This is a genomic window from Streptomyces sp. NPDC048392 (assembly GCF_043200575.1).
Classification (GTDB): domain Bacteria; phylum Actinomycetota; class Actinomycetes; order Streptomycetales; family Streptomycetaceae; genus Streptomyces.
Map to the genome: position 1 here is coordinate 1 of NZ_JBICYB010000037.1, position 20,131 is coordinate 20,131.

The following is a 20,131-nucleotide window of genomic DNA, read 5'->3' on the forward strand; positions in this document are numbered from 1 at the left end:
CTACCGCCGTCGTGGGCACTCCTTCGAGGGGGGTGCGGGCGGAAGTCGTCCGTGACGGCATCCTGCCCGCTACACTCCCACCGCTCCACGTTCCCCCAGGTCAAGCCACGAAGTACTGCTGGAGTACTAGGGCAGGGGGCAGGTCACCTCCCAGCACTGAGCAGCTGCTGTTCCCAGCCCTCCACCAGCATCGACGCGATCCGCCCGACCCTTACAGGGCTTCGTCCGCTGCCTCGTCATCGAAGTCCCAGTCCGGAACGTTCCCTCGCCACTGGACGTCAACGTCATCGATCAACCGGTGCGCGAAGGAGTTGCGTCGTTTCCGAAGCCAGACCACATCCTCCTCAAGGGCTGCGGCGTCCAAAACCTCCGACCATCGGATAGCGAACTCACGAGCCTTTCGCGTCAGGCCGGCCCGGTGTAGAGCCGCGTCGCCGGGCTGGTCCAAGATCTGGTTCATGAGGGACTCAAGCGCGGCGACAGCAGCCACGATGATCACTCCAGCACTGATCTGCCGGATGTCCGAGTCCAGCGTGAACACCGACTCATCGAGCGCCTCATCGGACTCGCCCTCCCAACCTCTGATCCTGTGCGTCCAGCCGCGCGTCTCGCCCGCAACTCCGACAGTTCAAGGTCGACGTTTTTCTCGATCTTGCCGCTTGGCCAGGCGAGAGACGCGATTCGGTGCTCGAAGGAAATGAACTCGATGCGTGAGTGTCTACTGGAGAAGTACATCTCCTCATCCACTCCGCCCAACGGCTCGTTCGGCTCTTCGAGCATGCGTAGCCCACTTCACACCTGTTCAGATCAGCAAGCATTCCACGTGTTCAGTGCTGGATCACGACCACTCCGGAACTGGCGGGAACGCCCCCGCCCAGGTGGCTGTAGACCCAGAAGAGCTGAGACGTACGCCAGGTTCAATCCCAGGACGGGCAGCCCACCCGCACCCCAGCACCATCCCAGCACGGGAAAAAGCCAAGGGCCCGACTCCAAAGAGCCGGACCCTTCCTGCCCTGCATGTTTGCCAGACCAGCGACGTGGCGGTATGTCGGCCGTTACACGTTGAAGCGGAATGTTTGGTGCAGAGCTCCCACCTGCGAAAACGCGGCTTTCTGGGTGTCCATCCCAGCACCATCCCAGCACAGCAGCTCGTCGCCCGGGCCTACGCGGCGGGTTCGAACGCCGTCTGCATGATGGCACGACACCGGTCCCACGCCTCCGGCACGAGGTGGCCGTAGATGTCGACCGTGGTTGTGATGGATTTGTGACCGAGCCAGCGTGAGACCTCGTGGATAGGTATGCCCGCCGCGAGCGCGGTTGAAGCGAAGAAGTGCCTCAGCGAGTGCGGGTGGTACTTCGGCTTCCCCTCCACATCGACGAGGCCGGCGGCGACGCACGCCTTCCTGAAGTGATACGAGTAGGTGTTCGCCGTGGGCATGGTGCCCTTGCCGCGCTCACGGGGAGCGAAGAAGACGTCGACCTGACGCGCTTTCCCTGCCTTGTCGCGGAACGTGATCGGGATCGGCGGCCACAGCTTCTCGTGCTCGTCGATCTCCGTGCAGATGAAAGGCGCGACCGGCACGTCGCGGTACTCGCCCTCCTCGCGGTGCTTGAGGGGGACGAGCCGTGTTCGGCAATCGTCACGGTGCGCCTTCGCGCTGATCTGCCAGCGGATCCGGACCATGTCGTTGCGCAAGCATCCGACGTGGAAGGCCAGGGCCTCGCTCACTCGCATGCCGACCCCGGCCTGGAGCCACACGGTGAGCTTGTACTGGGGCGACATGTGCTGGTGCAGCAGCCGCACCTCGTCGAGGGTCGGGATTTCGTCCTCGTCGACGGCGCGCGACCCGGGGGCGTTCTTGACGTCCTTGGTCGGATCTTCCTGGATCCGCTTTTCTTCCTTTGCGGACCAGAAGATGTGCTTCACCATCTTCATGCGGTCGTACACCGTGCTCGCGGCCAGCTCTTTGCTGATGGCAGCCTTAAAGTGCTCGATATCCCGCTTGGTCACTCCGGCGAGGGTTTTTCGGCCTAGCCGGGGGACGAGATGGTTATCGATGAAGCCCTTGTAATTGTTGTAGGTTCCGTCGCCGATTATTCGACGTTCGAGCCAGTCTTCGACGTAGATGCGGACGGTGATCTTGCCAGCATCGGGGTCAATGTAGACCATCATCCCCTTGTCGGTCTCGACCTTGGCAGCAAAGGCGTCCGCACCGTCTGGACCGGTCTTCTTCGCAAACGTTTTTTCGCGCTGCCGCGCCGTTCGACCGCCAGGCTCCCGATAGCGGACCGTCCAAGAATGTCCACAGCGCGGCTTGTCGCACGGGTATGTGGTGACCTTGGGATCGGACTTGCATCGCTGGTATACGGTTGCCAACTGACACCCTTCATGTGCGAGGAATGGCCGAGCGGCCGTTATCCGTAGTTGTCTTCGAGATAGGCGATGATGTCGCGCTCGCGGAATCGCAGAAGGCGTCCGACTTTCTGCGCCTTAAGTCCCCACGCTCGATATTTGTTCTTAACGGTGATCTCGCTCACCTGCAGCCAAGAAGCCACTTCTCCCGGAGTGAGGAGCCTGTTGCTCCCGCCGGCGCTCACGACGCCACCTGCATGACAGCAGAAGAGGGTTGCCGTTCAGCGCCGCCGTGGAGGCAGCTATCTGAGCGAAAATGGGCAGGGGGTATCACGGATCGGCGCACGTTTGGGTTCCTTGCTGGGGCGCGTGGTCGATTGGGCAATGCCGACAGCACTACCCATGCCATGAGGGGCTTGGAGCAGAAGCCGACAGCTATGCGGCGGGCGGGCCGGGTACTACCTCTCCACTTGCTGGGCCCTGTCGGTTAGCCCGCTCCGACTCCACCGCCAAGCACAGTCGGGTGCGAACTCCCTCTATGGTCTGCACGATCCCCGGTTTCGGTAACCGGGGATCGTGGGCTACATTCCGCCCCGCAACCGCGGACTACGAGGTAAGCCGGTAGGACCTGAGCGCGGGGTGTGCGTCGTCTTCGACCAGGAGCACGAGCCCGTCTTCGGTGAGTCGGCTGAGGTTGCGAGCCACGACGCGTTCGGGGGCGCAGACGGCTCGGGCGATGCCACGGGCCTCAGCACCCGGGTGGGCCGCGATGTGCGCGAGCACCACCAGGTCCTGGCGATGTCCGCGCTGCACAAGGTCCTCGCCGAAAAGGCCGGCGGCACAGACGCAGAGGCACAGGGCCGTGGAGAGGGCTGCGTAGTCAGCTTTCGTCTGGGCGGTCCATGCGTTCATGGCGCCGAGCGCCAGGAGGATCGGAGCGGCGACGCGGGCCGATCGAAGTGCGACTTTCGGCAGGTGGGCCTCCTTGGTAGGGACCATGGCGCGTGAGACGGGAGGCGGGGGCCAGCGCCGGACGCTGGCCCCCGCTCCGCTTGGAGCATCTCTGACCTGGTGTTTTTCCGGGGAGGTTGTACGTTGACATGGTCTTCGGCAAAGGTTCCAGTCCCACGGGGCCCTTTCTCGTCTGCCGTGGGCGAATCCGTTTTCGGGCCTGCCGTGGTGAGGGCCCCGCTTACCTCGGCGTGAGGAAAGGGCTGGCGCCTTCGGCGCAGCACATCCGCGCCACGTCATCGACCAGCGCCTGGTCATCACCGACGGGCGCCTAACCCTCACGTTCGCCGCAGGTCTGCGTTCCGGTCCGAACACAGCCACTGTGACCTGCGCGTGGGACCCGGTCTCGTCGTACGCGGCATGTCCCGAGGGTGGTTGCGTGTACGTCGCCGCCCGGTTCAGTGTGCAGCTCTGGCGAGCAGGCCCGGGGCAATCCGCGCACACCGCGCGGCGTACTCGTCAAGGTGACGGGTACGGAACTGCTCGGCATCCCAGTCCCCTTCGAGGACCTCGCCGTCCGGCCAGACGTAGGCGAGTCCTCGCCCGCCGGAGGTCAGCGTCACCTCGCGCAGGTCGTAACGGTCATCCTCGAAGGCGTCGAGAATCATCCATTCTCTCCGGCTGAGGTCGGTGAACAGTACGCCGGGCGCCGCAGAGCCGGGCGCCGCTACGAGCCCCGGGTAGACACGCCCCTCCAGCGACGCCGCGCGCCAGCCGGGCGCGCTGACCGACACCTGCTGCGGTATCCGACCGATCAGCGCTTCGAGGACGGCATCGAACTGGAGCGTCCCGTATGCGAACAGGATCGCGGCATCCGGCGCGAGTCGGTCACGGCGACCGGAAGTCGCCGTGACCGGGGTGGGCTGGGCGGTTGCTTGGTACATGATCATTCCGGTCGTCACGAGCTGGGCAGGTACATGGCGTTGTAGGTCGGCGACTCTGGGGCGTGCTTGATCTCCCCCATCACCGTGTACCCCCATCGCAGATAGGCATCGTGCGCCGGCTGATTGTCGATAATGCAAGTCAGGGTGGTGGCACTCTCCGCGCGTCCCGAGATCACGGTGTCATGGATCTTTCTGCCGAGGCCCTGGCCCTGGTACTCGGGGAGGACCATCAGCTCTCGGAGCCAGAAGACCTGCCGGGCATCAGCGAGGGTCTGGAGCTGCGCGGGCCTCCGGTCGCCGAGGGAGATCCACCACGGCTTGTCGGCGGGCAGCGTAGCGCCGTGCACGTATCCGATGATCTGCCCGTCCCGGCGCGCGGTCACCGTCTCGAAGCCCTCGCTGCCGAAGGCAGCCCCCAGCCGCTCCCGGAAGGAGTCGACGGAGAAGAACGGGTCGCCGATGTACGGGGGCGTGTCGTACACCCGGGCGTACACCTCGACCAGCTCGTCGATGATGGCCTTGACCGACGCCCCGTCGTACCGCTGGTACTCCGCATCCACTGGTTGCATCTCTCCTTTGCCGAATCACGCGACGACTGCGCGAATCTCTTCAAGCAGGTCCCCTACCCCGCGGGCGCGGTGATGAGGGGCCAGTCCATCGTGGACGATTTTCAGTTGCTGGACTGCCCGAGCGGAAGACATGCCCGCCGTCCGGATCAGCCCGATGGCATTCCTCGCGGCATCGACGCTGTGGTCGATGTCTCCAGCGCCGATGGCCGCGGTCGCAAGCCGGCCGAGGCACATCCCTCTGTTCCGCGAGTGAGCCACGTCCTGCAGCTTCTCCGACTGCGCCAGGAGCTTCTGGGCGCGAGCAGTCTGGCCGAGGTCAAGTCGGCACATCCCCTCCAGGCACACCAATTCGGCCTGGTTGAGGAACGTCGTCCAATCAGGGTCGCGGTCGTCCGTCCCGCGGTCCCATTCCTTCCAGGCCCGCTTGATCGCGGACTCGCAGTTGAAGGCGTCGCCGACCCGGGCGTGCCCCTGAGCTTCACGGATGGCCAAGAGTGCCGTGACACGCGTCGGCGCGCTCCACATACCCGCGTGTGTCTGTGCCAGTCGGGCGAAGCGGATCGCTTCTCGCCCCTTGTTCAGGTCCACGGCCTGGCGGGCCATGTTGCTCAGCGTGCGGCTGGAGAGCACATCGTCGCCTGTCAACATCGCGGCGTTCAGGGCCTCGGAGAAGTACTGCCGAGCCTGGGCATGGAGCCCGGCGTCGTAAGAGAACCAGCCCAGGCTGGTAGTGAACTTGCCTGCGAGTGCGTGCAGTTGCTGGCCAAGCTGCTCGTCGTAGATACCGCGGTCGATCATGTGGTGTACCCACAGCAGGTGGGCACGCGTCGGCCGCCAGAGTCGGTTGCCGCCGAACTGCTGGTCCTGCGCGTCCATGTCGTCCGCAGCCTCGCGGAGTAGATCGACCTCATCCTCGGCGATCTTCCAGTCCGTGGAGCTGGCCACATCTGTCGTCGTCTGAGCCAGCCACGGCGGCGGGTCCTGGTCGCCTCCGGCGAAAAGCGGAATCGTGGCGGCCGACTGCTCGATGAGCGGGACCTGCGTCACGGCAGGCACAGCAGAAGTGTCAGGAGACTCCTCTCCAGCAACCGGGCGGAGTCCAAGCTCCTCAACTGGCCGCCGGAAGTACAACTCAAGGACCACCCGTGTATCGGGGTGCGGGTATGGGCGCCGCTTCGTCTCGCTTTCCCACTTCGACATCTGGCGGACGGTGAAGGTCGGGCACTTCGAGACCCGCCTTTCGCCAGCAAGCCGTTCAGCTAGGGAGTTGAGTTCATCAACCGCCTTCGCCTGGGTCCGGTTGCGGCTCTCGCGAAGCGCTCTCATCGGGCTGCGGCTCACCGGATACCCCCTTTACCGACTGGTGTCGGCTCACCGTAGCGGTCATCTCGCGGGCTGTGTGAGGCGTCGTCAGTGAAAGCGCTGGTGGGGAGGAAATGGGAGCGGAAAGGGCGGGTGAAGGGCGGGTAGGGGGCGATCAAGGTTCCGGCGAAAAGACCTGTTCACTGCCCCACCTCCTCCGATGCACTAGGTGACGTCGGAGGCACTGTGCGTGCTCAAGGATCGGTTATCGACCTGGGAGGGACTCATGGAGACCTGCACCGTGACTGGCGAGCCCGAGCGCCTGTCCGCGTGGTTCGCCGCAGCCACTGCCTCGCCGGCCGAATCCGTGAGCGCCTGGCGCCGTACGCCCGACTTCCCCCGGCGACTGCCGACCGGCATCACCTTTGATGTCGTGCTGGCACCCCGCAACGTAGTTGAACTGGCGTACGACATCCTGCGCCGCTACGAACAGACCGTAGGGCCGGCCGTCCGTTTCACGAACCTGACCACGGCGGCCATCCTCGTGCCGCCCGGCACCGCAGCCCGCTGGGGCAATCTGGTCGTCGGGGCATCCTGGCTCGACCGGAGTGCCGTTCCGACGTGCCTCGGAATCGGCCACGCGGTTCGTATCCCCGGGCTCGCGCCATCAGCGCAGGGTGTACCGGTGGAATGGCTGGAGGCACCCAGTGCCGAGTCGACCGTGGGCGATACCCCCCTGCTCACCGCACCGGTGCAGCTGGTCCGCTGCCTTGCCGAAGCACGTTCCCTCCTCGCCCCCGAAGACGAGCAGAGCCCGCTCTCCAGAGCGGTATCCGCGGTCCGGGCGGTCCTCCGAGCCCCCCAGAGGACGTGATGACAACGACTACCGAACGACCGCGCCCTGGCCCCAATCGCGATGGTGACTTCATGCGTTCCACGTTCGGCATCGGGCAGCGACCGCCGGGTGAGCTTCCGCCGCCCGAGGACGGCGAAAAGGTGGGCGTCATGCGGCGCCGAGCCCGACAGCGCCTGAGTGCCCGCGGGTTGGCTTACGTCGCCGACGAGGCGGTCCTGATCGTCTCCGAGCTGGTCACCAACGCCATCGTGCACAGCGGCGGCCGGGAGGTCACTGTGATTCTCTCGCTCCGTGCAGGCTTCCTGCGCATCGACGTACACGACGGTGTACCTAGCTGCCACACCCGTCCCAAGGCCCCCCGTGACGCCGACGAGAACGGCCGCGGCCTTGTTCTCGTCCAGTCGCTCGCCGAAGAGGGTCGAGGTACCTGGGGTGTTGAGGATGCCGGCGCCACCACATGGTGCGAGCTCAAATTGGCGGCAAGCTGATGTCCGGCAAACGCACCACGAGGAGCGCAGCCTCGCCCGGCCCCGGCGGCGCGCTGACGATTGGCGCCACGGCTCACAACCGCCACCGTCGGATCAACTGGTCCGCCACAGCGGCCGAATTAGGCGGGCGTGGCGCAGCGGAACCCGGTGTCGTTGTCCTTCATCGACGCAGCGGCAGCGTTCAGCAGGGAAGGCGCTGCCCGTTCGATCGGGGACGTGAACGCGGAGCCCTTCAACTGGCGCCGTCCGTTGCCGGGCTCCTCTTCGGTGCCGCACCACTCCCAGACGTTGCCGCACATGTCGAAGATGCCGAACGGGCTGGCGCCGGACTGGTAGCGGGAGACGGGGGTGGTCGCGTCGATTCCGGCCTCGGCCGTGTTCGCCTTCGCGGCTGTCGGCTCGTTGCCCCAGGGGTAGATGCGCCCGCGCGGTCCGCGAGCGGCCTTTTCCCACTGCCGCGAGGAAGGCAGGGACTTGCCGGCCCATCGGGCGTACGCAGTCGCGTCGTGCCAAGTCACCCACACCACAGGGTGAGTGGCCAGCGTGACGGGGCAGTGGCCGTCGGGCCAGTGCTGGGGTGGTCGGTGCCTGGTGGCCAGCACGAACTTCGCGTAGTCCTCGTTGGTCGTCGGGTAGACGTCCATGAGGAACGGCTCCAGCCAAACCGAGCGGTTGTCTGGGCCGGAGAGGAAAATGCCCTCTTCGACGAGGGCCATGACCTTCCCATCGACCGGGTGCCGACGAGTGCTCGGGTCCCTACGCAGCAGTTCCTCGGCGCGCTCGTCGTGCTCAACTGCGGCGCGTTCGGTCATGAGTGCGGCGAATCGCTGCTGAACGTCGGGCGGGGCCTGGGCGAGCAGCGTGTCCAGGGCCGATTGGTTATCGAGTTCGAGTTCGATGGTCTCCCCCCGGCGTTTCCATCGGGGGATCTGGCGGGGGTTCACACCGACCAGATCGGCGAAGTCCTTCTGCCTCTTGCGCATGGCGATTCGCAGCAACTCGGCCTCTCGGCCGGTCCACCTGGTTACCCCCGCCATGGTCTTGCCCTACAGGGTCTCGCCGGGGATCGACAGGTACGTCTCCTGGAGTTGCCTCAAGACGGGGTGATCTACAGGGAAGTCGGTGTCGTCGATCGCGGCCAGAGGGCGGACGCCGATCGAGGTGTTCGTGGCGAAGGCCGCGGCCATGCCCTTCGCCTGGGCCAGGGTGACAGTTGTAGTGCGGTGGTCGGCTTGCTGCTGGAGCAGGGCCATGGTGACGCCGGGCAGTACGGGAGCGTCGGGCCACACGACGGTGCCCTCCTGGTCGACGAAGGCCACGTTCCAGGTACCACCTTCGGAGACGAAGCCGTCGCGGCCGACGAACAGGGCATCGTCGAAGCCCGCTCGCTGAGCCGCCCCCCGGGTGTGCAGGGCTCCGAAGAGGCCGGTGTGCTTCACCTGGGGCAGGTCACGCTCGAACACCTGGCTCTGGGCGCGCAGCGGGGCTGGAGGCAGGGAGCCGGCGCCGCGTACGGACACGAGAACGTGCGGCTCGTTGGCATCGGCCGGGTGGCCCATCTCGACCTTCGGGTCGTAGATCGTCACGCGCACGACGCACGGAAGGGCCTGTCCCCCCACGGCCTGGCGGACGTACTCGCGGACACGGTCGGTGTTCAGGGCCGCGTGCCACACGATCTTGCAGTCCCGCGTGAGGCGTTCAAGGTGCAGCGTCAGACCGCGGATGCTGCCGTCGGAGTCGACGCGCATGGACGTGAAGTGCCCGACGTTCGTGAGCGCCAGGGGGAGCAGGTCGTCTACGGATACGGGCTTTCCATCGAGAGTCACCATGGCGCCCAGCATGTCAGGACCGTCTGCGCCGACGGCACCCCAATCAAGGTTACTGATGGGTCAACGTCATCTAAAAGTCATTCCCAAGCCTTTACGGCGGGGTGTTCGCTGGTCACCAGGCAATTACGTCGAGTGATCGGCGCTGCTGCCGCGCTCTCCTGCGCTGCCCACCTGGAAGGACCCCGATGAACCCTGTTCCAGGCGTCGCACCAGTCGCGGCCGAGCCCAGCTGGTCTGATGTGAAGAGGAGTTGTGTCATGCGTCTGCCGCTGACTTCCCGTCGGGATGCCGGCCCGCGCGTTGCCCCGAGCAGGCAGGGCGGTATCGGCGCCGCACCCGGCCCGCAGCGCGATCGGGCGGTGGCCGCGGCGGAGACGGTGGCGCTCGTGCTGGACGAGGATTCGCCGCTGCCGGGGAGCGCCGGCGACGTGGAGGAACTTGCGCGGCGCCTTCGCGGTCACATCGGACAGCTCGGGGCCGTCGTACCGCCTGCGGCCTCGGCGCTGCGCGGCGCGCAGCAGCTCGCTTCAGCAGGCGTACCCGACGGTTACATGCCGAGCAGGGTGCATCTGGTCAAGCTGGCCGAGGCCACTCAGGCACTCGTCGCGGCCGTACAAGCGCACGGCGTTGTCCCCGCGAAGCCCATGCGGAGACGGCGTTGGTGGAGGCCGCAGCTCAATGTGCTGCGCGGCTCGGTCTTCGCTGTCGCCTTCGTCCTCTTGGCTCTGGCCGCGTCGGTGCCCCGGGCATGACCGCCACCGGGGCAATTCTGATCGCGGTAGTTCTCGGCCCGATGGCCTGGCTGATTTTCCGCGGTGGCCGAGCACCCGGCCGCACCGTTCCCCAGGACGAGGACTCCGCACAGGGGCAGAACGGACCTTCCCCACACAAGTGACCACCGAGTCCTTCCTCATCTACCGTCCCCGGCCGCTGCGGCGGTCCCGATGCCATCCCCGGATCCGCGGGGTCTACGGAGATCCACACGATGAAGCGTCTTCCGCGTATCGAGCAGTACGGTCTGATTGGCGACATGCAGACCAGTGCCCACGTCTGCGACGACGGCTCGATCGACTGGCTGTGCCTGCCCCGCTTCGATTCGCCGTCCGTCTTCGCCGGCCTGCTCGGCACGCAGAAGCACGGCTCCTGGCAGATCGCCCCGGCCCCGCCCGCCGGCCGATCCGAGGCCGGAGCGGTCTCCGAGCGCCGGTACCGCGGTGACTCGCTCGTCCTCGAATCGCTGTGGCGCACTCCGACCGGGTCGGTTCGAGTGCTCGACTTCATGCCGCCGCGCGACGGGGCACCCCAGGTGATCCGGATTGTCGAGGGTGTGTCCGGCGAGGTGCCGATGGTCTCGGCCCTGCGTCCGCGGCCGGGGTACGGCAGCGTCAGCCCGTGGATCCACGAGGTCGGGGGGCGCATGGTCGCGGAGGCCGGCGCGGACGCTCTGTGGCTAGACACGGGCGTCCAGCAGGTGGAGAAGGACGGCGTCATCGTCAGTGCCTTCACCATCGCCGCCAGGCAGAGCGTGGCGTTCGTGCTCAGTTGGTGCCCCTCTCACGCAGCCGCACCGGAGGTTCCCGACCCGGAGGCCGCGCTCGCCGAGACGCTCGACTTCTGGCAGGACTGGACGCAGGAAGGCACCTACGACGGGCCCTACCGCGAGGCAGTGGTTAGTTCCTCGATCGCGCTGAAGGCGATGACGTATGCACCCAGCGGCGGGATCGTTGCCGCGCCGACCACGTCGCTGCCCGAGGAGATCGGCGGCGGACGGAACTGGGACTACCGCTTCACCTGGCTGCGGGACGCCTCCAACACTCTCGCCGCGCTGCTGGGAACCGGCTACCGGCAGGAGGCCCATGCGTGGCGGCAATGGCTGTTGCGTGCGGTGGCCGGAGATCCGGAAAACCTGCAGATCATGTACGGGATCACCGGCGACCGTGATCTGCGGGAGCGGGAGCTGCCGTGGCTTCCAGGGTACGAGCGGTCAGCCCCGGTGCGGGTCGGGAATGGGGCGGCGGGCCAGCTGCAACTCGATGTGTACGGCGAGTTGATCGAGACCCTGTACCTCGCGCACCAGAGCGGTGTCGCCCACTGCGCCGACACGGCGGTCCTGCACCAGCGGCTCATCGAGCACCTGGTCCAGCGCTGGCAGGAGCCCGACGAGGGAATCTGGGAGATCCGCGGGGCACGCCGACATTTCGTCCACTCCAAGGTCATGGCCTGGGTGGCCGTCGACCGCACCATCCGCCTGGCCGAGGCCGGCGCCCTCGCGCTGGACCCGGGCCTTCTGGTCGAACTGCGGGAGACGATTCACCGCGAAGTCTGCACCCAGGGGTTCGACCAGGTGCGCAACACCTTCACCCAGTCCTACGGCTCGCAGGAGCTGGACGCCGCCACGCTGCTGATCCCCCGGGTCGGCTTCCTTCCGCCCGACGACCCGCGCGTCATCGGCACCGTGCACGCCGTACGCCGGGAGCTGTCCACACCGGACGGGCTCGTGCGCCGGTACCCGACGATCGGCAACCACGCCGGGGTGGACGGCCTGCTGGGCGATGAGGGCACCTTCGTCCTCTGCTCTTTCTGGCTCGTGGATGCCCTGGCCCTGACCGGCCGCCTGGATGAGGCACACGCCCTGTTCAAACGTCTTCTCGCGCTGCGCAACGACCTCGGCCTCCTCGCCGAGGAGTACGACCCCGTCCAGCAGCGCCAACTCGGGAACTTCCCGCAAGCGTTCAGCCACATGGGCCTGATCCAGAGTGCCCTGCTCCTGCAGCAGTTGGCGACACAGTCCTCCCCTCACCGAGGCGCGGTGGCGGTTCCGGCGCCCCGCTCCCCCGCACGCGGGCCGCAACAGAACCGCAAGGCCCTGACGTCGCTGCACGCCTAGCCGTCCCATTTCCACTGACGAGGATTCCCATGTCTGACAGCGCGTACCCGACACGGCCGGCCGCGACCGGCCACCGCCGACGGCGGTCGCCACGGACCGACGCCTTCACGGTGCGCTGCGTCCGTCGTGCCGTGGTGCTGCCCCTGCTGCTTCTTGCGGGCCTGCTGGGCGCCGCCTTCGCCATCTGGGCGACGGCCGCGGTTACTCTCGGCGGGCTCCTGGGCGGCCTGGTCTGCGGGCTGGCCGGAGTCGCGCTGGTAGCGGCTCGCGGAGTGCGTACGGCCGCCGACGCCGTGCAGACAACCGCAGAGGAACGGCGAGCTGCGGTGCTGACCGCCGTCACGGGAGCTGCGGCGGCCGTCGAGAAGTCGGTGGCGTGGTCGGCGGACGAACTGTGCCGAGGGGCACGACCGCCGCTGCCGGACGTGCAGATGCCGCAGCCGGCCAGTGTGACCGCAGAGATCGACAAGGCGCTGAGTGCACTGCAGGTGCAGGCCGTCGCCTCGCTGATACGCGTGCACGACGAGTCCCAGTCCGTCGTCCTTCTGGAAGTGCTGCGCCGCCTGGCCATGCGGGAGCATGCCCTGGTCGGGAAGGCACTGGAAGCATTGACTCAGCTGGAGATGCTGACCGACGACCCGGAACTGCTCGCGAAGATCTTCGAGATCGATCACCTCGTGACGCGGATGCGTCGTCAGGTGGAGAGCACGGCGGTGCTGGGCGGGCAGTCCCTGCGCAGCGTGCGCCAGCCGGTGCCCGTCACGACCACGCTGCGTGGTGCGATCTCCGAGGTGGTGCAGTACCCGCGTGTGGTGGTCGCGGCCGGTTCCGTGGGGGGTGAGCTGGGGCTTCCCGGACATGTGGGTCCGGACCTGACGCACCTGTTGGCCGAGCTGATCGAGAATGCCTGCGAGTGCTCCGACCCGGCGACGAAGGTGACGGTGCGGGCGCAACGGGTGCCGAACGGGCTGGCGGTCGAGGTCGAGGACCGGGCCATCTCCATGCACCCGCAGGCCCGCGCACAGATGAATCATCTACTCAAGGCCCCTGATGAGGTCGATGTCAGTGGTCAGGTGCGAGAGGGACAGCTCGGCTTGCTGGTCGCCGCGAAGATCGCGCAGTCACACGGGCTGTCCGTTCTCCTGCAGGAGAACGTGACGGGAGGCACCACTGCTCTGGTTGTCATTCCGGCCCGGCTCCTCGTAGCGATTTCTCCCGTTGGTGACGCGGGCGCTCGACGCCGGGAAACGCGCCCCTCCACACTCCCGCCACGGCGGGCTGCCGCAGCGACGGCTGCCCCTTCTGCAGGGCAGGTCCAGCACTCGATCGCCGTGGGCCCGCCGGGCGCCGACGTGGCGGGGCACGCTGCTCCAGCGCCCGACCTTCCCCGGCGTACACGGCAGGCCGGTTCCTTCCCTCCGCCACGTGCGCGGGAGCAGGCCCCCGCGACCGCGGCGACGCCAGGGCTCGCAGCCGCCTTCCGCACGGGCATAGAGGCCGGCGGGGCCGCCGGTTCTCCTCCCACTCCGGCTGAGCAGCCCAGGCCCTGACCATCGCCCGTCTTGCCGCGTTCCCGGTGGCCCGGACATATCCGCCGGCCCTTCCCCCTTCTGGAGCGATCCTCATGAGCACCCACCCTGAAATGAACTCGACGACCGGCGTCGCGCCTGCATCCGAGGCGACGGCGAGCCATCAGCGGGATGACATGGCCTGGCTGCTGCGGCAGTTCGCCGACGACGTTCCGGGCGTCCTGCACGCCGTTCTGCTGTCGCGGGACGGGCTGCGGCTCCTGGACAGCGAGGTGGACAAGGATTGGGCGGACGAACTGTCGGCCGCGCTTAGCGGAGTGGCCTCCCTCGCGTCGAACGCAACCGGCCCCAGCCATCAGAAGCGGCCGGCCCGGCAGGTCATCATCGAGCGCGACGACTGCCTGTTCTTCGTCCAGAGCGCCGGTCGCAGCGCGGCCTTCGAAGACCACCCCGGCAACGAACGCGGTGAGGTGGACACGGTCCTCGCCGTCATCGCTGCCCCGGACGCCGACGCAGGCCCCGTCGGGTTCGAGATGGGGCGCCTGGTCAAGAAGTTCGCCCCCTACATGCAGATCCCCGTCCGTGTCGGCACAGGTGATGAGTCCCGGTGAGCACCCACGGCGATGCGGCCGAGGACTCGACGTTCGTGCGGACCTACACGCTGACGCGCGGACGCACCAGGCCGCGGCACCTGCTGGGCCTAGACACCGTGCTGGACGCCGGCCCCGGACGGCCCGGCCTGGGCCAGGCCGAGGAATGCGAAGAGATCCTCGCTCTGTGCCGGGAGCACCGGCGTTCGGTGACCGAGCTGGCGGGACGGCTCGGCCGCCCCGTCACCGCCGTCAAGATCCTCGTCTCGGACCTCCTGGACTCCCAAGCCCTGGTCATCTCCGTCACCGCTGCCTATGCCCCCTCCGACGCAGATGCGGATGAACGCCCCACCACCCACCTATTGGCGGCCCTCTCAGTGGCCCTGAAAAGGAAGTTTCCCGATGCCATCGCCTACCGCCAGGCCGGATGACCCGCCTGAGAGCCTGCGGACTTCGGCGCCCTCGCATGCTGGTGCACCGACCGTGCTGAAGATCGTGATCGCCGGGGGGTTCGGCGCCGGCAAGACCACCGCCGTGGGCGCGGTCAGCGAGATCACGCCGCTGAGCACGGAGGAGTACCTGACCGAGGCGAGCACGGACGTGGACAGCCTGGAAGGCGTCGAGGCCAAGCAGACCACCACGGTCGCCTTCGACTTCGGCCGCCTCAGCCTCCCCGACGCGCCCGTACCTCTGGAGCTGTTCCTGTTCGGCACGCCCGGCCAGGACCGGTTCGTCGACCTCTGGTACGACCTCTCCCGGGGAGCCGTCGGCGCGGTCGTCCTGGTCGACACCCGCCGCCTGGAAAGCAGCTTCACCCCCGTCAGCTTCTTCGAAGACATCGGCCTGCCCTTCGTCGTCGCCGTGAACCACTTCGACGGAGCCCACCGCTACCACCCCGAACAGGTCCGCGCCGCCCTCGACCTGCCCGCCTCTGTGCCGGTGGTCACCGACGTTTCGCCCCGCTGGACGGTGGGGGCGACCTCTTGGGACGCCCGCAATCCGAGCCACGTCGCCGGCGTCCTGCTGACCCTCGTCGGCCACGCCGTGCAGAACGCACCGGCAGGACCCGCTCGCCCCACATCCACCACCACCCTCCAGGACGCCTGATGTCATATCAGCCCAACGATCCCCACCTCGTGCCCCAAGCCGCCCCGCCCGCGCTGTCCTTGCCGCAACGCGGCATGCGCGACGGCGCCCACGGGCTGTCCATCCCAGCCGGTGCTGCCGTCACCGGCCCGCAGGCCCAGCAGGCGACCGAATTGGCGCAGCGGTACGAGCTGCTGGAGCGCCTGGGCCTGTCCACCGCTGCCAGCCAGGACTTCGACGAGCTGGCCCGCGGCATGGCCGAGAAGGCCGGGTTCCTGTACGGGTTCGTCAATCTGTTCCTGGAAGAGCAGACCTTCGTCGGACTGCACCAGCCGCCTGCGGACAGCGGGTATGTCATCGTCGGCCGCACCATGAGCCATGACCACGGCTGGTGCCCGGAGGTCGTGGCGCGCAAGAAGGCCCTCCCGCTGCACGACGTACACGCCAGCCCCCGCTTCAGCGGTAACCACGTGGTCGACGCGGTCGGCATCCGCTCCTACTTCGGCGCACCGCTCATCCATGAGAGCGGCACCGTGCTGGGCACGGTCTGCGTCATCGACCCCGAGAAGCGGCCCCTGAGCGAAGCCCGACGGCTCAGAGACATCGTCATCAGCACGGGAGCTCAGGTGATGGACCACATCGCCCACGCGCCCGTCCGCTAGACCCGTTCCACCGCCCCCCACCCGGGAGCCGCTAGCGATCCCCGGCCGCTTCACCGCGCGACCTTTACCCAGGGAGAGGGAGACGACCATGACCGCCACACCCGCCACACCGCCTCCGGCGCTGCGTCCTTATCTCACCGCCCGCCACGAACTGCTGTGGAACGAGGCGGACGCCTTCGCGGCCGAGCACGTCGCGCCGCGCGCCGTACGGATGGAAGCCGCTCCGGGCCGGGTGGAGCGCAAGGTCGCCGATCTGATGGCCGCGCGGGGCTGGTTCGCCGTCACTGTCCCGCCCGCCTTCGGCGGCCTGGGCGCCGGCCATGTGGCCAAAACGGTCCTGCTCCACCGCGTCGGCTGCGTCTCGGCTGCTGCCGCGGCCATCCTGCAGGCCACCCTGATCCCCGTCGGCGCCCTGTTGCACTTCGCCACCTATGAACAGAAAGTCCGCTGGCTGCCGGGGGTGGCGGACGGTTCGCTGCTTCTGTCGATCGCGGTGACCGAGCCGACCGCCGGCGGGCACATCGGCGGGATCGAGACCACAGCTGAACCCGCCGGCAACGAGTGGGTGATCACCGGCAACAAGGTTCACATCGGCAACAGCCATCTCGCGGGAGCCCACCTCGTGATCGCCCGGACCGCCGAGGCAGGCGTGCGTGCCTCCCATGCGCTGACCGCGTTCATGGTCGAATCCGACCGCCCCGGACTCTCCATCGCTGACCACCGCCCTGGCCTCGGCCTTCACGGCTTCTCCGCCGGCCGCCTCGACCTCGACCACGTCCGCGTCCCCACGGATAACGTGGTCGGCGAAATCGGCCAGGGTCTGAGCGTGGCCCAGAGCAGCAGCATCTTGTACGGCCGTCCCAACCTGGCCGCCGTCAGCCTGGGCATCCACGAGGCGGTCGCCGCCACCACGACCTCCTACCTCAAGGCCCGGCCCCGCTACCGGGGTGCCCTGTCCGATCTGCCGGTCCTGCGGGACCGCGTCGGCGACATGGAGGCCCGCCTGCGCGCTGCACGCATCCTGGCCTACCAGTCCGTGCATCTCCTCGACCAGAGCCTGTCCTGCGACGCCGAGCTCATCAACGCGAAGTACCTGGGCCACCAGTGGGCCATGCAGTCAGTTCAGGACTCCATGGAACTGCACGGCGCCCAAGCCCTCGACCGCGAGTACGTCCTCCAGCGCCTGTGGCGCGACATCCAGCACACCCACCCGCCGGCCGGAACGGGCGAGGTCCAGCGAATACGCCTTTCCGACGCTGCCTTCGACGAAGACCACATCCAGTGGTCCGAACGCCTCGCTGCCGAGGCTGCCTGGGCACAACCCGACCCCACCGCCGCATGAACCCCCGCGCGCGGCACCCCGTGAATCCCGACCGCCGCGCGCGGGCCCGTGCCGCCGGCCGCCGGCCCCCGGGGGGCCGGCGGCACCCCTTCCGGAAACCGTCCACCCAGCCGAGGAAGAGACACCCGTGACCCCGTCCACGACGACCAGCGCACCGATCACACCGCTGAAGCCGACCCACCAGCGCGTCGCCCAGCACCTCGTGGACGGTCTCACTACCCAAGACATCACCACGAGGACTGGCCTGTCGCCCCACACGGTCCGTCAGTACCTCCGCGACATCCGGGTGAGCGTCCACTGCCCGCCTCGCTGCAAGCCGCATGTGCTCGTGCATCGCCTGTTGGCGACCGAGCAGGTAGCCCCGCCGACGACGGACCGGGCAACGCCGGAGCTCAACGCGGAGAAGCGGCTGCTGCTGAAGGCGGTCGCTGAACTCAGCTTCCCCCGCGACATCGCCCTCGCCGCCAAGATCGCCCCCGCCGATCTCCGTTCCGCCCTCGACGGACTGCTCGACGAGACAGGCGCCGCCGACGTCACCCAGCTCGTCGTCCTGGCCCACGCCTGGCACCTACTGGGCACCAAGCCGACCGGCACGGTGGAGAGCGGAGCAGTGCAGTGAACACGTCTCCCGCATCACTGCACCAGCGCGCACCAGAGTTATCAGCCGTGTACGAGATGCGGACTCTGTGCACGGACGCCGAGCGAGACGAGGCCGCCGCGCTCGTCCAGGACCGTCAGCGCTGGCTCACCATGCGCGGCCTCCCGGTACCCGCCCGAGCCGATGTCCCAGCCCTGTTCCGCAATCCGCAATCGAAGCCGGCCGGACTGTTCGAGGACGGTCTGCTGCTGGCCTGCATGATCCCGCAGCGCGCGCCCGACCTCGGCTGGGGCCAAGGATCGTGCCTGTTCCTGAGCTGCATCCACACCCTGCCCGACAGCTCCGACGACACCATCCAGCTGATCACCCTGTGGGCCTCCGACTTCGCCGCCCGACGCGACATGCCCCTCGTACGCGCCGAAGCCCTGGCCCGCCAGCCCCTCGACGTGGATCCGATCGCCCCCGTCCTCCGACGGCTCACCGACATGGGCTGGGACGTACGAGGATCGGGGACCGGACAGCACGAGGAACGCGTCGCCCGTCTCGAACTCATCGCCGAGCAACGTTCTGGACTGAGCGCGCTCATCGCCTGCCGGGTCCACGAACCGCAGTCCCCCACAGACAGCCGGAGCATCGCGTGACGGCCGCCGAACCGCTGCGACCGGACCTCGCACGCGAACTCATCGATCGAGCCACGAAGGCGGCAGCGCGCAGAGCCAAGCGCCTGCGCAACCAGCTGGACGCCGTCCAACTCGGCCAGGACCGTCACGCCGACCACGCCGACGCCAAGGTGCTGCGCCGCGTCCTGGCCGAACACGACTGGCCCGGCCACCGCCTCGTCGGCGCCGAAGCGGCACGCGCCGCCTGGAGCCTGGCTCTTCACGCCGACGACGACCCCGACTTCCAACGGGCGGGCGCCACCCTGCTGGAGCGCGCAGTCCAGGACGGCGACGCGCGTGTCCAGCACTGGGCCCACCTCTACGACCGCACCTTGGTCAACAGCGGTCGCCCCCAGGAGTTCGGGACTCAACAGGCCCTCACCGCAAGCGGAGTTGAGCTGTGTCCAGTGCGCGCGCCCGACTCCTTGGACCAGCGAAGGGCCTCCGTCGGGCTGTCACCGATCGCCACGGCCCTGGAGACGGTGCGTCGCCGGTTCGCCCAGGGTCACCAGGCCGGCGACTCCTCGACCGTCGTGCTCGCGGAGGTCGCATGACCCAGCGTGCCCCGCCCACTCCACCGATCCGACGCACCCACCGTTCCCCCTTATGCGAAAAGGACCGTTGCCGTATGAAGCTCACCACCGCCGTCCTCGCTGCTGGCGCAGCAGTCTCTCTCGCGACCGCCGTGGTCGGAGCCGCCCGGCTCCGGCAGGACGCGCGGCACCAGGCCGAACGGAACGAGGCGCTTCTCGCGGGCAACCAGATCGACTGGCTGGCTCAGATGTCCATCAATCCCGAACTCGCCGAGATCTGGAAGCCCGAGGACATGGAGACCGAGGAGTACATGCGGCTCATGTCGGCCAACCGGCTCCTTTGCACGTTCAGCCTGCGCGACCGCCTCGGCTTCATCCCGAAGGGGCACCTTCCCCTCTTCGCCGCGTGGATCATGAAAAGCGACGTCAGCCGCCGGTATTGGAAGCACTTCGGTGACCTCCGCGCCCAAGAGGCCGAGGGCGACGAGCGGGCCGAGCACTTCACCCGGGTACTGGAACACGCCGCCGAGAACACCCCGCTGGCGCAGCCCACAGCAGCCTGACAGCACCACACCCCCCCAGACGCCATGGACCAGGCAACTTCGCTGGCCCGCTCGTCGGGCATCAGACCCCGGGACCCGACCGGGTCCCGGTACCCCGCACCACCCACCACTTACAGGAGGCACGCATGACCGCCACCCAGACCGAAAGGCCGACCGCTCCCGCGCAGGCCGACCTTGTGAAGACCGACGACGACCCGTTCGGGCTCGACATCACCTTCATCGAGGGAACGCCGGCGACCGAGACGGTCCTGATGTGCGGCACCGGCGACAACTGCGGCAGCTCCTGCCCCAGCGCCTGCACCACCTCGTAAGCCGGGTCACCCCGGCAGCGCGGGCCGGACGAGGCTCTCCCCGTTCGGCCCGCCCCAGCCCGTCACGCCCAGAAGATGA

Annotated in this window: 24 protein-coding genes; 15 read left to right on the forward strand and 9 right to left on the reverse strand. The window is 68.0% G+C overall.

The genetic code is table 11. The annotated features are described in order from the left end of the window. Positions 1-211: 211 nt before the first annotated feature. The 7 genes from ACGFYH_RS31530 to ACGFYH_RS31560 form a co-directional block, all read right to left on the reverse strand. Positions 212-541: a hypothetical protein gene (locus tag ACGFYH_RS31530; RefSeq protein ID WP_393806595.1), complete on the reverse strand. Its 330-nt coding sequence runs from the start codon at positions 539-541 to the stop codon at positions 212-214. Between the two features lie 621 nt (positions 542-1,162). Then, positions 1,163-2,377 (reverse strand): tyrosine-type recombinase/integrase, encoded by a 1,215-nt coding sequence (locus ACGFYH_RS31535; protein WP_393806596.1) that lies wholly within the window; start codon positions 2,375-2,377, stop codon positions 1,163-1,165. A gap of 38 nt (positions 2,378-2,415) precedes the next feature. After that, entirely contained in the window at positions 2,416-2,598 is a 183-nt protein-coding gene (locus ACGFYH_RS31540; protein WP_097921493.1) for a helix-turn-helix domain-containing protein, read from the reverse strand. 361 nt (positions 2,599-2,959) lie between these two features. Beyond that, on the reverse strand, positions 2,960-3,352 hold the full coding sequence (locus tag ACGFYH_RS31545) for a MarR family transcriptional regulator (RefSeq protein WP_393806597.1): 393 nt from the start codon (positions 3,350-3,352) through the stop codon (positions 2,960-2,962). Positions 3,353-3,762: 410 nt separating this feature from the next. Further along, complete coding sequence (locus ACGFYH_RS31550) at positions 3,763-4,266, reverse strand: gamma-glutamylcyclotransferase family protein (RefSeq protein WP_179888479.1); 504 nt, start codon at positions 4,264-4,266, stop codon at positions 3,763-3,765. Continuing rightward, positions 4,263-4,817, reverse strand: coding sequence for a GNAT family N-acetyltransferase (locus ACGFYH_RS31555; RefSeq protein ID WP_267079502.1), 555 nt, complete (start codon positions 4,815-4,817; stop codon positions 4,263-4,265). The genes ACGFYH_RS31550 and ACGFYH_RS31555 overlap by 4 nt, the downstream gene beginning before the upstream one ends. A gap of 15 nt (positions 4,818-4,832) precedes the next feature. Continuing rightward, the gene (locus tag ACGFYH_RS31560; protein ID WP_393806598.1) at positions 4,833-5,873 is read right to left on the reverse strand and encodes a hypothetical protein; all 1,041 of its coding nucleotides are present in this window, start codon (positions 5,871-5,873) and stop codon (positions 4,833-4,835) included. Between the two features lie 532 nt (positions 5,874-6,405). Here ACGFYH_RS31560 and ACGFYH_RS31565 point away from each other — a divergent pair. After that, the gene (locus tag ACGFYH_RS31565; protein ID WP_097921489.1) at positions 6,406-6,993 is read left to right on the forward strand and encodes a hypothetical protein; all 588 of its coding nucleotides are present in this window, start codon (positions 6,406-6,408) and stop codon (positions 6,991-6,993) included. Positions 6,994-7,046: 53 nt separating this feature from the next. Further along, entirely contained in the window at positions 7,047-7,463 is a 417-nt protein-coding gene (locus tag ACGFYH_RS31570) for an ATP-binding protein (protein WP_257134748.1), read from the forward strand. A gap of 119 nt (positions 7,464-7,582) precedes the next feature. On the opposite strand, the gene ACGFYH_RS31575 is transcribed toward ACGFYH_RS31570, so the two are convergent. Both ACGFYH_RS31575 and ACGFYH_RS31580 read right to left on the reverse strand, forming a co-directional pair. Beyond that, positions 7,583-8,500 carry an SUMF1/EgtB/PvdO family nonheme iron enzyme gene (locus ACGFYH_RS31575; RefSeq protein ID WP_097921488.1) on the reverse strand — a complete coding sequence of 306 codons (918 nt, stop codon included), beginning with the start codon at positions 8,498-8,500 and terminating at the stop codon, positions 7,583-7,585. Positions 8,501-8,509: 9 nt separating this feature from the next. Then, positions 8,510-9,292, reverse strand: a complete 783-nt coding sequence (locus tag ACGFYH_RS31580; protein ID WP_393806599.1) for an aminotransferase class IV family protein — start codon at positions 9,290-9,292, stop codon at positions 8,510-8,512. 257 nt (positions 9,293-9,549) lie between these two features. Here ACGFYH_RS31580 and ACGFYH_RS31585 point away from each other — a divergent pair, with 257 nt between their 5' ends. The 13 genes from ACGFYH_RS31585 (at position 9,550) to ACGFYH_RS31645 (ending at position 20,052) form a co-directional block, all read left to right on the forward strand. Continuing rightward, complete coding sequence (locus ACGFYH_RS31585; RefSeq protein WP_393806600.1) at positions 9,550-10,044, forward strand: DUF6415 family natural product biosynthesis protein; 495 nt, start codon at positions 9,550-9,552, stop codon at positions 10,042-10,044. 233 nt (positions 10,045-10,277) lie between these two features. Further along, positions 10,278-12,179: a glycoside hydrolase family 15 protein gene (locus tag ACGFYH_RS31590; RefSeq protein ID WP_393806601.1), complete on the forward strand. Its 1,902-nt coding sequence runs from the start codon at positions 10,278-10,280 to the stop codon at positions 12,177-12,179. Positions 12,180-12,208: 29 nt separating this feature from the next. Then, on the forward strand, positions 12,209-13,729 hold the full coding sequence (locus ACGFYH_RS31595; protein ID WP_393806602.1) for a sensor histidine kinase: 1,521 nt from the start codon (positions 12,209-12,211) through the stop codon (positions 13,727-13,729). A 74-nt stretch (positions 13,730-13,803) separates the two neighbouring features. Next, a complete protein-coding gene (locus ACGFYH_RS31600) occupies positions 13,804-14,319 on the forward strand; it encodes a roadblock/LC7 domain-containing protein (RefSeq protein WP_097921484.1) in 516 nt (171 codons plus the stop codon). Then, complete coding sequence (locus tag ACGFYH_RS31605) at positions 14,316-14,729, forward strand: DUF742 domain-containing protein (RefSeq protein ID WP_097921483.1); 414 nt, start codon at positions 14,316-14,318, stop codon at positions 14,727-14,729. Before ACGFYH_RS31600 ends, ACGFYH_RS31605 begins: the two co-directional genes overlap by 4 nt. A 52-nt stretch (positions 14,730-14,781) precedes the next feature. Continuing rightward, positions 14,782-15,405: an ATP/GTP-binding protein gene (locus tag ACGFYH_RS31610; RefSeq protein ID WP_179888477.1), complete on the forward strand. Its 624-nt coding sequence runs from the start codon at positions 14,782-14,784 to the stop codon at positions 15,403-15,405. Continuing rightward, positions 15,405-16,046, forward strand: coding sequence for a GAF domain-containing protein (locus tag ACGFYH_RS31615; RefSeq protein WP_311659039.1), 642 nt, complete (start codon positions 15,405-15,407; stop codon positions 16,044-16,046). Before ACGFYH_RS31610 ends, ACGFYH_RS31615 begins: the two co-directional genes overlap by 1 nt. Positions 16,047-16,134: 88 nt before the next feature. Further along, positions 16,135-17,388 (forward strand): acyl-CoA dehydrogenase family protein, encoded by a 1,254-nt coding sequence (locus ACGFYH_RS31620; RefSeq protein ID WP_393806603.1) that lies wholly within the window; start codon positions 16,135-16,137, stop codon positions 17,386-17,388. Between the two features lie 127 nt (positions 17,389-17,515). Beyond that, positions 17,516-18,007, forward strand: a complete 492-nt coding sequence (locus ACGFYH_RS31625) for a DNA-binding protein (protein WP_311659042.1) — start codon at positions 17,516-17,518, stop codon at positions 18,005-18,007. A 47-nt stretch (positions 18,008-18,054) separates the two neighbouring features. Further along, positions 18,055-18,627 carry a hypothetical protein gene (locus tag ACGFYH_RS31630; RefSeq protein ID WP_393806604.1) on the forward strand — a complete coding sequence of 191 codons (573 nt, stop codon included), beginning with the start codon at positions 18,055-18,057 and terminating at the stop codon, positions 18,625-18,627. Further along, a complete protein-coding gene (locus ACGFYH_RS31635; protein WP_393806605.1) occupies positions 18,624-19,199 on the forward strand; it encodes a DUF6624 domain-containing protein in 576 nt (191 codons plus the stop codon). Before ACGFYH_RS31630 ends, ACGFYH_RS31635 begins: the two co-directional genes overlap by 4 nt. A 74-nt stretch (positions 19,200-19,273) precedes the next feature. Further along, a complete protein-coding gene (locus ACGFYH_RS31640) occupies positions 19,274-19,741 on the forward strand; it encodes a DUF6082 family protein (RefSeq protein WP_393806606.1) in 468 nt (155 codons plus the stop codon). 125 nt (positions 19,742-19,866) lie between these two features. Next, complete coding sequence (locus ACGFYH_RS31645) at positions 19,867-20,052, forward strand: FxLD family lanthipeptide (protein ID WP_097921476.1); 186 nt, start codon at positions 19,867-19,869, stop codon at positions 20,050-20,052. Positions 20,053-20,131 lie beyond the last annotated feature (79 nt).